This window comes from Paraburkholderia sp. BL9I2N2, assembly GCF_004339745.1.
Classification (GTDB): Bacteria; Pseudomonadota; Gammaproteobacteria; order Burkholderiales; family Burkholderiaceae; genus Paraburkholderia.
Genome location: NZ_SMGP01000002.1, coordinates 1,873,959 through 1,888,144 on the forward strand (window position 1 = coordinate 1,873,959; position 14,186 = coordinate 1,888,144).

11 protein-coding genes are annotated in these 14,186 nt (G+C 62.6%); 3 read left to right on the forward strand and 8 right to left on the reverse strand.

The window, feature by feature from the left end; all coding sequences use genetic code 11:
• Window positions 1–660: 660 nt before the first annotated feature.
• Entirely contained in the window at window positions 661–933 is a 273-nt protein-coding gene (locus B0G74_RS30450; RefSeq protein ID WP_095421882.1) for a DUF1488 domain-containing protein, read from the reverse strand.
• Window positions 934–1,077: 144 nt separating this feature from the next.
• Complete coding sequence (locus B0G74_RS30455; RefSeq protein ID WP_207915722.1) at window positions 1,078–1,362, reverse strand: hypothetical protein; 285 nt, start codon at window positions 1,360–1,362, stop codon at window positions 1,078–1,080.
• A gap of 377 nt (window positions 1,363–1,739) precedes the next feature.
• Between B0G74_RS30455 and B0G74_RS30460 the strand changes: the two genes are divergently transcribed.
• The gene (locus B0G74_RS30460) at window positions 1,740–2,213 is read left to right on the forward strand and encodes a GNAT family N-acetyltransferase (protein ID WP_132379170.1); all 474 of its coding nucleotides are present in this window, start codon (window positions 1,740–1,742) and stop codon (window positions 2,211–2,213) included.
• A 35-nt stretch (window positions 2,214–2,248) separates the two neighbouring features.
• Entirely contained in the window at window positions 2,249–2,599 is a 351-nt protein-coding gene (locus B0G74_RS30465) for a DOPA 4,5-dioxygenase family protein (RefSeq protein WP_132379172.1), read from the forward strand.
• A 35-nt stretch (window positions 2,600–2,634) separates the two neighbouring features.
• Here B0G74_RS30465 and B0G74_RS30470 read toward each other — a convergent pair whose 3' ends face one another.
• The 6 genes from B0G74_RS30470 to B0G74_RS30495 all read right to left on the reverse strand — a co-directional run bounded on the left by B0G74_RS30470 (window position 2,635) and on the right by B0G74_RS30495 (window position 12,735).
• On the reverse strand, window positions 2,635–2,946 hold the full coding sequence (locus B0G74_RS30470; protein ID WP_132379174.1) for a high-potential iron-sulfur protein: 312 nt from the start codon (window positions 2,944–2,946) through the stop codon (window positions 2,635–2,637).
• A gap of 51 nt (window positions 2,947–2,997) precedes the next feature.
• The gene (locus B0G74_RS30475; protein WP_132379176.1) at window positions 2,998–3,687 is read right to left on the reverse strand and encodes a nitroreductase; all 690 of its coding nucleotides are present in this window, start codon (window positions 3,685–3,687) and stop codon (window positions 2,998–3,000) included.
• Window positions 3,688–3,793: 106 nt separating this feature from the next.
• Complete coding sequence (locus B0G74_RS30480) at window positions 3,794–8,737, reverse strand: response regulator (RefSeq protein WP_132379178.1); 4,944 nt, start codon at window positions 8,735–8,737, stop codon at window positions 3,794–3,796.
• A gap of 329 nt (window positions 8,738–9,066) precedes the next feature.
• A complete protein-coding gene (locus B0G74_RS30485; protein ID WP_243658378.1) occupies window positions 9,067–9,771 on the reverse strand; it encodes a PepSY-associated TM helix domain-containing protein in 705 nt (234 codons plus the stop codon).
• A gap of 14 nt (window positions 9,772–9,785) precedes the next feature.
• Window positions 9,786–10,469, reverse strand: coding sequence for a Fe2+-dependent dioxygenase (locus B0G74_RS30490; RefSeq protein WP_132379182.1), 684 nt, complete (start codon window positions 10,467–10,469; stop codon window positions 9,786–9,788).
• Between the two features lie 67 nt (window positions 10,470–10,536).
• The gene (locus B0G74_RS30495; protein WP_132379184.1) at window positions 10,537–12,735 is read right to left on the reverse strand and encodes a TonB-dependent siderophore receptor; all 2,199 of its coding nucleotides are present in this window, start codon (window positions 12,733–12,735) and stop codon (window positions 10,537–10,539) included.
• A gap of 455 nt (window positions 12,736–13,190) precedes the next feature.
• Here B0G74_RS30495 and B0G74_RS30500 point away from each other — a divergent pair, with 455 nt between their 5' ends.
• A complete protein-coding gene (locus tag B0G74_RS30500; protein WP_132379186.1) occupies window positions 13,191–14,186 on the forward strand; it encodes an aldo/keto reductase in 996 nt (331 codons plus the stop codon).

The window sequence follows — 14,186 nt, forward strand, 5'->3', positions numbered from 1 at the left end:
CGACCTATACCCACCGCAAACTAAAAAGCTGTTAGTACTTGAACTACATCTGCTAAAGCTGTGTTGCTTGAACTACCACCGCAAATAAAACCGTGCTGCCTATATTGCTGCTGCAAAAAACATTCGTTACGGAACTGCTCACTGCAATCACAGCCGGGTCCTTTGCCTTCAACATCGCCTGGCTGCAACCCCCTGCTGATTCACGCGCAAATTACATGGATCGCGCGCCGTTTGCATTGCTTCGACTACCTACTGCTTTACTGCCCTGCCGCGTTCGACAACCGCGGCAAACTGCCATCAACGGTACGGTTCAAAACAACGCGGGGGGAAGACCGCGTCGATGGGGCTCGGTGATTTGTCGCTCCATGGAAAACAGTGTATTCCGGCACCTGAGAATGCAATTGGGCGAAGCGAAGGGATTTGACAGGCCAGTTTGGCGAATCGGCGTAACAGGCCGATTTCCTCAGAGGTGAGCGGCGCGCAGCCTGCGCCGCCACGGCGATACGCGCGGTTATTTACCGCGCCGATACGTAGTCGGCGGCCTCAGCTGGGCGGCCGAAAAGCGCCGATCGGATCGGCAACGACGCGAGCGACGGCCCCGTCACCGTCGCTCGCTGAACTTTGAGCATGTGCGCTTGCAAGACGAGCAGCCTAAACTCATCAACCCCGGGCGGCGAAATCGCTGATCGTCAGCAGCACTTTTTCGCCGGGACGCGCGAGCATTTTTCTTTCCGCCACAGCGGTAATGCGTTTGCGCCCGTCCGCGAACGTCTTCAGTACGCGTTCCTCGCCGGCGTCGCGTTGCAACCAGAAATGCTGTTCCAAGGCCTCACGCGTGACGGCGCACTCGAGATCCCGTCCTCGCGTCGAAAGCTGGAAAATCACCGCGCGTCCGTCTGCCGAGACGCTTGGTTCAAGCTCGATAATCTCCATGGCCCACCTCGCAAAGTTCGTTAAGCCGCTCGCCGTCTTGAACGAACGACACCGAAAAAAACTGAATACAAACGCGAAACCGCGCGTCGAGTTCTTTTGACTGACCAATACACGCTATCGCGCCACAGCCATGCTCACTGTGCGCTAGACCACCGTCGAGTGGGCCGAAGCATGCGCGCTCAACCGGCGCGGACGTTTCGCGCAGAACTCATGCAGCAGTGCGTTTAATCCTTCCGTCATGGCTTGCGTGCCGCGCCGGGCGCCTCGCGACGCGGACGAAAGCGCGAACCAGGAATGCGGCGGCCGAAGCTCGTGGCACGTGCCGCGCGCATCGAGAAAGCGCAGACAACCGGTATCGGGATAAAAGACGAGCGTCATCGCGTCGCCGTCGACCCCGTGCGTGACCGTATGTGGTTTCGTATTCAGCATTTTCGTTGTTATGCCAGGTTGGCGTCGTTCCTCGGCGGCTCGACGTTCGAACCCGCACGCGCCAGCAATTCGCGGATAAGGCAAAAGCAAAGCGCATGCCAATGAGCACCAAACACGTCGCGCGAAACGTCGCGAGCGCACCGCAAACCGACGACACGACGCCTTCGGCACACCGCAAACGCCGACCGCGTCTGAATCGGCGCACGCGGCAGCGCGCGAATCCGTCATAGCGCGGACCATCGGCCGACGGCGTCGGCACGACCGGCGAACAGCAAAGTCGAGAGGCGCAAACATAACCGCGTGGTAAAAAAGCGCTGCTGGCGCGACAATTCACGGCCATTCTTACTAGCCGCCGGCACGCCGGAAACGTTACCAACATGTCCGTTCAAGAACCTGTCTTCACCCTGCGTCCGGCGCTGGACACGGACGAGGCCTTCCTGTTCGAGCTGCGCAAGGCGACCATGACGGAGCACCTGGCGCGCGTCGGCGAACCGTCGGACGATACCGAGCATCGCGCGCGTCTGCTGCACCGTTATGACACGGCGCGCGTGATTTGCATCGACGGCGCGCCGGCCGGTTTGCTGAAAGCGCATCGCACCGGCGCCGAGTGGGTCGTCGTGCAATTGCAGATCACGCCGGCGCTTCAAGGGCGCGGCATCGGCGAACGCGCGCTGCATACGGTGTTGCGCGCCGCGCAGGCCGACGCATTGCCGGTCACCCTCAAGGTGCTCAAAGGCAATCCCGCGAGGCGCCTATACGAGCGCCTCGGCTTCGAGATCGTCGGCGAAGATGAGAGACAGTTTCACATGAGGCGCGCGCCGCGCGCGTCGGCGGAAATTGAAGCAGAATGAATGTCGGATAAAGACTGATACGCAACGGACCTGTTATGACCTTTCGCGACACCTCCGCCATCGCAAGCTGGCACGCCCACGTGTATTTCGATGCGAGCAGCCGCGACGCCGCGTGGACTTTCCGCGAGCAGATCGACGCGCACTGGGGCGACAAATTGCAACTGGGCCGCTTTCACGAGCGCCCGGTGGGACCGCATCCCATGTGGTCGTATCAACTCGCGTTCACGCAGGCGCAATTCGCCGAGCTGGTCGGCTGGCTCACGCTGAATCACGGCACACTGGATATCTTCGTGCACCCCAATACCGGCGACGCGCTACGCGATCACCGCGACGCGGCCGTATGGATCGGCCGATCGCATGAATTGGTGCTGAGCGCGTTGAACTAGGCACCGCTCGAAGCTCGAGCGGCGCCTCTCGCGCTTCACATATTCGAGTACGAACTGCACCAGCCAGGCGCCGCGACCTGCTTGTCGCCGAACAACGTGCATCCGCCGTATGCGTCGTTGGCTTTGCCCTGGAACAGCGAGCAGTTGGCGCAGGTTTGTCCGGAGGCGTAGCCGGGGAATTTCGCTTTGTCGACCTTGGACGCGTCCTCCTTATAGCCGACGGCTTGCGCCTTTGGATCGGTTTCGCTGAGTTTGTTCGCCGTATCGGCGAAGGCCGCACGGGTGAGCATGAGCGCCGAGCCCGCGCTCACGCCCAGCAGCAGAAAATGGCGACGCGATGTTTTCATATGGGTCCGATGGAAGGTGGGGAAATTTGCCTCGATCGCGATCAAGCGCCGTCAATCGAGAAATCGCGTGAACCGTTCGACTGGTTCGCGCTCAGTGCGTAACGTGTTGACCAATGCGTTTTCGTCGGCGAAACCGAGCGACATGCCGCACACCAGTTGCTCTTGCGACGGCAAGCCGAGATGCTCGGCAATTACCCGATGAAACGGCGTAAACGCGGCCTGCGGACACGTATCGAGACCCCGTCCGCGCGCGGCCGTCATGATCGCCTGCAGGAACATGCCGTAGTCGAGCCAGCTGCCGCGCTCCATCACCCGGTCGATGGTGAAGAACAAACCCACCGGTGCGCCGAAGAAGCGGTAGTTCTGCGCATGCTGCTCATGCATGCGCGCCTTGTCGCCCTTCTCGATGCCAAGCAGGCCATACAGATCCCAGCCGATTTTGCGGCGCCGATCGATATACGGCGACACCCATTGATGCGGATAGTACGGATACTCTTCCTGATACAGCGCGTCGCGTTGCGGGTCGTCGTAAGCGGCAAGCAAGGCTTGCGAGAGACGCGCCAGCGACTCGCCCCTCACCACGTAGACTTTCCACGGCTGCGTATTGGTACCCGAAGGCGCGCGGCTGGCGGCTTCAAGAATGGCTTCGATGTCGGCGCGCGACACCGGCGTGGGCAGAAAGGCGCGAATCGAACGCCGCGTGACGAGCGCGGCGTCGACATCGTTGGCGGGTGTGGTCATCGGCGAATTCCGGCGGAGCCAGCAGTTGTGGCGGTCTGCGAGAATTCTAGCGCGAGCGCCCACTTTCCCGCTGGCGGGCCGGCAACGCCGGCCGCGCGCAGCGGTTTTAGCGCAGCGGCGTTTTCAGTGCATCGATGAGATCGAGCGGATCGTAGGGCTTGCGCAACAGGATCGCGTGCGGCAAGACCGCGCGCTGCTCCGGCGTCAGCACGAGGTCGTAGCCGGTCAGAAAGATCACGCGCAAATCGGGCCGCTCGCGGCACACATCGAGCGCCAGGTCGATGCCCGACTTGCCCGCCAGCCCCACGTCGGTCAACATCACGCTGATCGCGTGTTCGCTGAGAATCTGCTTGGCGTCATGCTCGCCTTCGGCTTCCAGAATGTCGAAGTCGAACGTGCGCAACAATTCGGCGGTGCTCACGCGAATCAGCTCGTCGTCTTCAACCAGCAGAATCCGCAGCCGCGTCTGAGCGACGAAACTATCGGCGCTGTCCGGCATTACGGGCGGATCGATCTCGAGAAGATGCTGTTCGGCCTCGGCGATTTCGGCCGCTTGCGGATTCTGCGCTTGCAGCACGTAGCGGACTTTGCGCGCCAACGCTTCGTGCGTGTACGGCTTGCTGAGCAATTCGATGCCTTCATCGAGTCGCCCCGAATGCACGATCGCGTTGTCCGTATAGCCCGACGTGAACAGCACCGCGATTGCCGGCAACCGTTCGCGCGCCTTGCGGGCGAGTTCGGTGCTGCGCAGCGGACCGGGCATCACCACATCGGTAAACAGCATGTCGATCGGCACGCCGCTTTCGACGATTGCCAGCGCGCTTTGCGCGTCTTTCGCCTTCAGTACGCGGTAGCCGAGATCGGAGAGCATTTCGACCACGGTCGTGCGTACTTCTTCGTCGTCCTCGACCGCCAGAATGGTTTCCGTGCCGCCCTTGGCAGGACCGGCGTCGATGTTCGTTTCGAGGTCTTCTTCCTGGCGCACCCGCGGCAGATAAATGCGGATCGTCGTGCCGTGGCCTTCCTCGCTATAGATCTTCACATGGCCGCCGGATTGCTTGACGAAGCCATACACCATGCTCAGGCCAAGGCCCGTGCCCTGACCTTCAGGCTTGGTCGTGAAGAACGGCTCGAACACGCGCTCGCGCACTTCCGGCGGCATGCCGGAGCCCGTGTCGGTGACCGCCAGCATCACGTACTGGCCCGGCGTAACGTCTGCGTTGCGCTTGGCGTAGGCGTCATCGAGCGCGGCGTTGCCGGCTTCGATCGTGAGCTTGCCGTGGCCGTTCATGGCGTCCCGCGCGTTGATCGCCAGATTCAGCAGCGCGTTCTCGACCTGGAACGGATCGACCAGCGTATTCCACAAGCCGCCCGACACGATAGTTTCGATTTCGACGCCGTCGCCGAGCGCGCGCCTGAGCATGTCGTCGAGGCCGCGCACGAAGCGGCCGAGATTGACGACCTTCGGCGCGAGCGGCTGACGCCGCCCGAACGCGAGCAGTTGCGAGGCGAGGTTCGCGCCGCGCGCCACGCCCGCCAGCGCATTGCGCACGCGCTGCTCGGGCTTCTCCGAACCGGCCACGTCTTTCGCCAGCAATTGCAGATTGCCGCCGATCACTTGCAGCAGGTTGTTGAAGTCGTGTGCGACGCCGCCCGTGAGCTTGCCGATCGCTTCCATCTTCTGCGCCATCCGGAGCGCTTCTTCGGCGTGCCGCAGTGCCTCGGTGGTTTCCTTGTCGGCGGTGACGTCGCGGCCTACGCCGTGAATGCGCGCCGAGTCGGGATCGAGCGCGAGCGTCCACGCGACCCAGCGCCATGTGCCGTCGATCCGCTTGAAACGGTTTTCATAACGCACCGGCACGCCCGTTCTGCGCAATTCGGCCAGATGCGTGCGGACAGTCTCTACGTCATCCGGATGAACCAGATCGACATACGAACGCGACATCAGCCAATGCACGTTATGACCGAGCGCCGTGCTCCACGAAGGACTCACACGCTGCAAGCGGCCTTCGATATCGGCCACCACCAGCAGATCCTCGCTCAACTCCCACAGACGGTCGCGGTCCGCCACCGTCTCGATCACGCGGCGCTCCAACGTTTCGTTCAGATCGCGCAACGCGCTTTGCGCCTTGGTGCGCTCGGCGATTTCGGTTTGCGCCGCCTGATACAAGCGCGCGTTGTCGATGGCAATCGCCGCCTGCGCGGCGATGCCGGCCACGATCCGCTCGGCACGCTCGGTGAACACGCCGGGCTCCGGGTGGCCGAAGAACAAGCCGCCGACCACTTCGCCGCTGCGCGACTGCACCGGCGCGGCCAGATAGCTGCGCACCTTCAGATGGCCCTCCGGCATGCCGCGATGCGGCGCGTTGTGGCCATAGCGCGGATCCTGCGTGATGTCGTCGACGCGGACGATGCCTTCGCCCTGGAAAGTTGGCGCGAACACCGCCGTGTTGCGCGGCATAGGAAATCGTTCGAACGCTTCCTTCGGCACGCCGGACAGCGTGTACAGCATGTAGCTGCCGCCCTTCTGGTCGAGCACGTTGTAGAAGAACGAGCCGAATGCCGCGCCCGTCAGTTCGGTGGCCGCGTCGGTCACGATCTGCACCGCGCGGTTCAGATCGAGTTCAGCCGCCACGGTCGAGCCGACGCGATTGAGAATCTCCAGCGTGCGCGATTCCTCGCGCAGCTTCATCTCCGTCTCGCGGCGCAAGCGCGCGAGTTGCAGGTTGCCCGATACGCGAGCCAGCAGTTCGCGCGCAGAGAACGGCTTGGTCAGATAGTCGTCTGCGCCATGCTCGATGCCGTCGACGCGCGCTTCCTCTCCCGCACGCGCGGACAGGATCAGCACCGGCGTGTCGCGCAAGTCCGGATCGGCGCGCAGTGCGCGTAGCAGGCCAAAGCCGTCGAGGCGCGGCATCATCACGTCGGAGAGCACCAGATCGGGCGGTTCCGCGCGCGCGGCTTCCAGCGCGGCCTGGCCGTCGGTGGCGAGCCGCACGTCGTGGCCCGCAGCTCGCAATATGCGGCTCATGTACTCGCGCAAGTCCGCATTGTCGTCGACGACCAGCAGCCGCGCGGCGGCGACCGGCGCAGCCTCGGGCGATACCTCGCCGGCCGGCGTTGCGCCGATCGACGCGTCGGCGAGAATTTCGTTCTCCGGACTCCAGCGCAACGCGGCATCGACATAGGTGCGCGCGTGCTTGCTCATGGCGGCATGCACGATTGCATCCTCGGGTTGGGACAGCACGGCGCCGCGCGGCAGCGAAACGGTAAAGCACGCGCCTTCGCCGAGCACACTGTCGACCCGCACCGTGCCGCCGTGCAGCTTTACCAGTTCCTGCACCATGGCGAGCCCGATGCCGCTGCCTTCGACGGAGCGACCCGGTGCGCCCGCCACGCGATGAAAGCGCTCGAAGAGGCGCGGCACTTCTTCTTCCGCAATGCCGATACCGCTATCGGTCACACTGACCTCGACGCCACCGCCTTCGTCAGCGCGAACCACGACGCGGATCGTGCCGAAGAACGTGAACTTGTATGCGTTCGACAGCAGGTTCATCACGACCTTTTCCCACATCTCGCGGTCGAGTTGCACGACCACGGGCGTGGCCGGAATCTCCACTTCGAGACGCAGGCCGGCCGCCTCGATCGCGGACTGGAACAGCGACGCGAGCTCGGCCGTGAAGGAGGCGATGTCGGTGGGTTCCGTGTGAATCTCGATGCGGCCCGCCTCGATCCGCGAGAAATCCAATAGTGCGTTGACGAGCTTCAACAGACGCAAGCCGTTGCGATGCGTGATCTCGATCAGCGCGCGGTCGTCGATATCGCTGCCCGTCTGCGCGCTGTCACCGTTCGCGGCCTGCTGCGGCTTGGCGAGCAGTTCTTCGAGCGGGCCGAGCATCAGCGTCAACGGCGTGCGGAATTCGTGGCTGATGTTGGAGAAGAACGTGGTTTTCGCGCGGTCGATTTCGGCCAGCGCTTCCGCGCGCCGCCGCTCTTCCTGATACGCCTGCGCGTAGCCGATCGCCGCGCCGATCTGGCCGGCGGCCAGGTTCAGGAAGCTGCGATAGGCGTCGTCAAAAATGCGGCAAGGGTTCAGGCCGGCGATTAGAACCACCGTCTGCGTCGACTCGCTGCCGGGCGACACCGGCAGGATGACCGCCTGCTCCGGCGCGAGATGCCACGGGCCGCTCGGCAACGCGGTGCCGAAGCGCTGCGTCAAGTCGCGCACCAGTTGCGGCGCCTGGATCTTGAGCGCGTCGGCGACCGGCCAGAGCGAATCGCCGACACGCATTGTCTGCGGTGCGGCCGGATGGCCCGGCTCGATGCCGCACGCCCCGACCAGCGTGACCGTGTCGCTGCCGGATTCGGCTGCGTATAGCAAAGCGAAGGGCAGGTCTTGCGGATTCGACTGCAACGCGCGCGCGCTGAGTTCGCACGCCTCGCGCCAGTCGCGGCCGTCCGGACTGACCGCCGCCAGTTCCTTCAGCAGCGCCAGTTGCCGTTCGCCGACCACCTGCATGGTGTCGTCGCTGTTGGCGCAGATGATGCCGCCCGGTTCGCCGTTCTCGCCGGGAATGGGGCTGTACGAGAAGGTGTAATACGTCTCCTCGGGAAAGCCGTTGCGCTCCATGATCAACAGCTTCTGTTCGACGAAGATGCCCTCGGCGCCCGCCAGCGCGGTAGCCAGAAGCGGCTCGATGTCGGTCCAGATTTCTCGCCACACCACGTGAGTCGGTTGACCGAGCGCGACCGGATGCTTGCCGCCAATGATCGATTTGTACGGGTCGTTGTAGAAATAGAGCAGCTCGTCGCCCCAGCCGATCCAGATCGGTTGACGCGACGTGAGCATGATGCGGATCGCGATCTTCAGACCTTGCGGCCAGGTATCGGGCGCGCCGAGCGCCGTTTGCGTCCAGTCGTAGGCGCGGATCAGCGCGCCCAGTTCGCCGCCGCCGGCAAGAAAGGACGGGGCGGCCAGGCCGGCGGGCGGTGCATCCGACATGAAGCGGTCCGGCTGTTTCAACGCGATCTCCTCGACGCGGCGGGTCATATTCGTGCGGACCGCTGTTGCAAAAGCGGTGCCTGATACGACGGATGGCTAACGATCACCACGCAATTGATGTAGCGCGATTCTCGCACGTAGCGGTATGCCGGAGGAAGATGAGACGAGGCGCAAAAGCCCGGCACAGCGGGCTTTTCGCGGCGTGGGACTGCACGTTAAGCAGAGGATTGGGCGGCGTCGACGGGACACCGCGAAATGAAACGGAAATGCAGGTAAAACGTACCTTGATGCAGCGCCTTGGGACAGGCAAATTTCCCGATCGCAATGCCTTCCGCATGCGACCGGTTTTTCTCGCTCACGCAATGCCCGCAGCGTCTTTACAACAAGCCCACACACACCGCGGCGACGATCGATCCCAGCACCAACACCGCGCCGATGGTCTTGCGTTTGTTCAACTCCGTCCAGAGCAGAACGCCGGTGAGCGACAGCAAAATGATGCTGCCTGCGAGCGTATCGATCAGCAGCACCCAGCCGACGCTCAGACCGACGCCCTTGTGCAGGTTCGTCATCATCGCGAGAAACGTGTTCTCGCTGCGCTTGACCGTCACATAGCCGTTGCCCACCCAGTACTCGGCGGACGTGTTCTCATGCGGCGAAGCGAAGTTGAGCTGCCAGTGCTCCGGCTGAACGACGCTGCGCTCGCCCCAGGCCACCGGATGTGCCGGCTCTTTCTGAACGCGTCCTGGCGTGCCCGTCAGTTTCAGTTCGTGCTTGAGCCATTTGCCCAACTCGCGCGGCGACTCCGGCGCGGGTTGCGGCAACGGCACCTGCAACACCGCCACTTGCGGCTCGCCGGTCGATACTTTGAGCGGGCCGCCGCGATGGTTCAGCAGGAACCCCGTGGTGCCGAACAACAGACCCAGCGCCGCGCCCCACAAGCCAACCCAGCCATGCACCTTGCGCAGCCATTTGACGAAGGTGGCGCGGCGCGAGCGCTGCTGCCGCGCTTTCAATTCGTCGTCATCCAGCCGCCGCGGCTCACGCGTCGCATGGTCGATGCCCACGGGCGATTGAATGTCGATTGCCTCAGGTACGCTCACGTCTCGCTCCAGGTCCGCAACAGATTGTGATAGATGCCGACGAGACTGCGGCGCGCGGTATCGTCGGCGTTGGTGGCGTTCAGCCGTTGAATCGCCGTGTCCATGTCGAACAGCATCGCGCGCTGCGTATCGCTGCGCACGAGACTTTGCACCCAGAAGAAACTCGCGATCCGCGCGCCGCGCGTGACCGGCGTGACCTGGTGCAAACTCGTCGCCGGATAGACGATCATGTCGCCGGCCGGCAGTTTGACCTGCTGCACGCCGTACGTGTCTTCGATCACGAGCTCGCCGCCGTCGTAGTCGGCGGGCTCGGAAATGAACAGCGTCACCGAGACGTCGGTGCGCAGCTTCACGCCGTTGGGCAGCACGCGCACGGCTCCGTCGACGTGACTGCCGAACTGCATGCCGCCTTCGTAACGATTGAACAGCGGCGGATACACCTGGTTCGGCAACACCGCGCTGATGAACAGCGGGTTGCGCTCGATCGACGCGAGAATCACGTCGCCGAGTTCGCGCGCAATCGGCGTGTGCTCGGCGATCTGCTGATTGCGCTTGACCGGCGCGCCCTGATAGCCGGCGGTCGCGCGGCCGTCGACCCAGGCGTCGCCCGCCTGATCGAGCCGTTCGCGCACGAGCCGCAACTGCTCGGCGCTCAGTACATTCGGAATGTGCAGCAACATGGTGTTTCCTTTGCGTCGGCTTACCGTGTTCGAAAACGGCAAGCCTAACGCATCCGTTCAACGCATATCAAAAGCGGTAGTCGAACGTCGCCAACAAGGTACGTCCGATACCCGGCACGGAACGGCCGCCGTCCGACGGAATCAGCGCGTCGTAGTAGTACTTGTTGGTCAAGTTCAGCAGGTTCAGGCGGATGTCGTATTTCTTCGCGTGGTACGCAGCGGTCGCATCCCAGCGCGTGTAGCCCAGCACTTGCACGTAGTTCGTATTGGATGCGTAGCGCGGCGACATATAGGTCGGACCGCCGCCGATTTCCCAGTGCGGCGTGAGCGCGTAGGTGGTCCAGAACATCAGCGTGTTGCGCGGCGTGTTGGCCGGCACGTGCCCTTGCGTACCGTCGCGCGCCTTCAGGATGATGGCGTCCATGTAGGTGTAGCCGCCGAACACTTGCCACTTGTCGGTAATGTGGCCCGTCACGCCCGCCTGGAAACCGTCGACGCGGATGTCGCCGTCGAGTTCGTATTCGGTCGGCGAGACCTGCGTGCGTGCGTTGGTCTTTTCTTCGCGGAAGAATGACGACGTCACCGAGAGATTGCCGCCGAGCAGATCCCATTTGCCGCCGACTTCGTACGACTTGGTCGACTCGGGCGCAAGGTTCTGCGTGAGGTTGGTCACCGTCAGCGCTTCGAGCGAGGGATTGAACGACGTGCCGTACGACACGTAGTACGACTGCCAGTCGGTCGGCTGATAGATCACGCCGGCGCGCACGCTGGTGAAGAAGTTGGTCTGGGTCGCATAGCTCGGCAGGCTGATCGAGTTGTGGATCTGCGCCTGGAAGCGATCCCAGCGCAAACCGCCGACCACCTTCCACTGCTGGCCGATCGACACGGTGTCGTTCACGTACGCGCCAATTTCGTTCGCGCCGGAATCGGCGTAGTTGCCGACCGTGGTGGTCACACCGGCCGGGTTGGACAGATACGCCGGGTTCACCATCGTCACGACCGGCAAGTTGTTACGGGTGTACGCCTGGTTCGAATAGCTGTCGTGACCGAGGTCGACACCGGCGATCAGGTCGTGCTTGATCGGGCCAGTGACGAACTTGTATTGGAGCATCGTGTCGTTGTACAGCGAGTGGTTCTGGATCACACGGTCGTGGCTTTGCAACTTGATGAACAGTTGCGACGGCGACAGCGTCGTGAAATTGCCGTTGCTCAACGCGGGGCTGGTAGCGAGCGGGCCCGTCAATACCGCTTGCGGCGCGGTTTCGCGCGCGTCGGTCATCGAGTGCGAGAACTGCGTCTGGTTCGTCAGGATCAGGTTGTCCGAGAACTTGTGCTTGATCGCGGCAGTGACGGTCTGCACGTCCTGGATCGTGCGGTCGGTCGTCAAGCCGTAGAACGTGTTCTTCGGCACCGGCGACGGGCGGCCGTTCAACGCCTGCACGCCGTAGTCCGGCATGTCGTAGTTGTGCTGGATCAGCGCGGAGATCGTCACTTCGGTCGGCGTGCCGATTCCGAAGCGCACTTCCGGCGCGATACCGTAGTCCTTGTTCTTCATCTCGTCGCGCGTCGAACCGAGGCTTTGGCCGAACGCGTTCAGGCGAATCGCCGAGGTATCCGTCAGCTTATGGTTCACGTCGACAGTGCTGCGATATTTGTCGTCGGTGCCGATCATGCCCGTGACTTCGGCCGAGTCATGCAGGTTCGCCTTCTTGCTGACCTGGTTGATCACGCCGCCCGTCGAGCCGCGGCCGAACAGCATCGACGACGGGCCGTACAGCACTTCGATTTGGTCGAGGTCGAACGTGTCGCGATAGTACTGGTTACGATCGCGGAAGCCGTCCAGATAGATGTCGTTCTGCGCGGTGAAGCCGCGCAGGTTGATGTTGTTGCCGATCTGGCCGCCTTCAGCCGCGCCGATCGTCACGCCCGGCGCATTGCGCAGCGCGTCCTGGAACGAAGTGGCGCCTTGCGATTGCAGCACGGCCTTGTTGATGACGGTGACGGTCTGCGGAATATCGCGCAGCGCCGTGGGCGTCTTTGCGCCCACCGTCGAACGCTCTGCCTGGAAGTCCTGTTGTTCAGCCTGCGCCGCCACGCCGATGGTCGGCAAGGTGCCGCTGTCGGTCGCGGTGGTCGTCGTCGCATTTGCATTCGCCGCCGGTGGCTGCGAAGTGGTTTGCGGAGCAGTCTGCGCGACCGCCGGAGTCGCAAAGGGAACGGCAAAAGCTAACGCTAACGCAGTCGCAAGCGGCGTGTGGTTGAACATGGGAATTCCCGTCGGAGATGCGCTTGCCGGATTCGCATACCTGAGATGGAATCGATGACAAAGTCGCAATTTGGCTGGCTGCCGGTCTCGTGCGCACGGCACAAACGACGGGATGGCTGGCTATTGGTTAAATGAGAATCGCTATCATTCCACACGCATAAAACCGCATCAATCGCGACACGCCTTACCCCTAGTAACAGAATTGTTTCTATTTTTTACGGATGTATGGCATTTGTAATTTTTCAGGCCTTTGCCAAGCCTATTTATTACATTTCTGTAATGTTTTGTATGTTGAAACGAAAGGCTTTTGATCTCGAAAGTAAAAAAGACGCTGCCGGAAAGCTTTCAATTTAATAACGTCTGCCAGTGCCCGCTGCCGGCACTAAATCCCGACTCCGTTTATCCTTTTTGCAACACTGCCTATCGAACTGTTCCGTTCATTCCCGGAGTTGACCATGCAATACCGCAAATTCGGCCGCACCGGCCTGACCGTGTCACGCCTGTGTCTCGGCACGATGACCTTTGGCTTGCAGACCGAAGAAGATGTTTCCCATCGCATTCTCGATACGGCGGCGGATGCCGGCGTGAACTTCATCGACACGGCGAATGTGTATCCGCTCGGTGGCGGCGAGAACATTGCCGGCCGCACGGAGGAGATCGTCGGGCGCTGGCTGAAGGGCAAGCGCGAGCACTTCATTCTGGCGACGAAAGCGGTGGGCAAGATGGGACCTTCGGCGTGGGACCAAGGCGCGTCGCGCAAACATCTGCTGAATGCAATCGACGCCTCGTTGCAACGTCTCGGCACGGATTACGTGGACCTCTACCAGCTCCACTCCGACGACGCGAATACGCCGCTCGACGAAACGCTCGAGGCGCTGGACGTGATCGTGCGATCAGGCAAGGCGCGCTATATCGGCGTATCGAACTTTCTCGCTTACCGGCTGGCGCGCGCCTTGGGCCGCGCCGATGTGTTGCGCGCGGCGCGCTTCGTCTCCGTGCAACCTCGTTATAACTTGTTGTTCCGCCAGATCGAGCGCGAACTGTTGCCGCTCGCGGCCGAGGAGCAATTGGCCGTGATGCCGTACAACCCGCTCGCGGGCGGCCTGCTCACAGGCAAGCACCAACTGGATGCCGCGCCGACGTCCGGCCGTTTCACCGAAACCGTCGGCAAGGCCGGCGCGATGTATCAGCAACGGTATTGGCACAAGCGCGAGTTCGAGACGATCGAGCAATTGAAAGCGATCGTGGCGCCGACCGGCGAATCGCTGACGCGCGTTTCGCTCGCCTGGGTGCTGGCGAATCCGCTCGTCACGTCGGCGATTATCGGCGCGAGCCGCGCCGAGCAATTGAGCGACACGCTCGCTGCGTCCGAGCTCGTGCTCGATGAGCAGATCAAGACGCAGCTCGATGAAGCCAGCATTGAATACCGTTGGGGCGACGCGGCGCGATAA

Bases quoted from the DNA above. Each gene is read 5' to 3' on its own strand.
- B0G74_RS30475 (WP_132379176.1), bottom strand. From the start codon at position 3,687: ATGACCACACCCGCCAACGATGTCGACGCCGCGCTCGTCACGCGGCGT.
- B0G74_RS30450 (WP_095421882.1), bottom strand. From the start codon at position 933: ATGGAGATTATCGAGCTTGAACCAAGCGTCTCGGCAGACGGACGCGCG.
- B0G74_RS30455 (WP_207915722.1), bottom strand. From the start codon at position 1,362: ATGCTGAATACGAAACCACATACGGTCACGCACGGGGTCGACGGCGAC.
- B0G74_RS30495 (WP_132379184.1), bottom strand. From the start codon at position 12,735: ATGTTCAACCACACGCCGCTTGCGACTGCGTTAGCGTTAGCTTTTGCC.
- B0G74_RS30480 (WP_132379178.1), bottom strand. From the start codon at position 8,737: ATGACCCGCCGCGTCGAGGAGATCGCGTTGAAACAGCCGGACCGCTTC.
- B0G74_RS30470 (WP_132379174.1), bottom strand. From the start codon at position 2,946: ATGAAAACATCGCGTCGCCATTTTCTGCTGCTGGGCGTGAGCGCGGGC.
- B0G74_RS30465 (WP_132379172.1), top strand. From the start codon at position 2,249: ATGACCTTTCGCGACACCTCCGCCATCGCAAGCTGGCACGCCCACGTG.
- B0G74_RS30460 (WP_132379170.1), top strand. From the start codon at position 1,740: ATGTCCGTTCAAGAACCTGTCTTCACCCTGCGTCCGGCGCTGGACACG.
- B0G74_RS30500 (WP_132379186.1), top strand. From the start codon at position 13,191: ATGCAATACCGCAAATTCGGCCGCACCGGCCTGACCGTGTCACGCCTG.
- B0G74_RS30490 (WP_132379182.1), bottom strand. From the start codon at position 10,469: ATGTTGCTGCACATTCCGAATGTACTGAGCGCCGAGCAGTTGCGGCTC.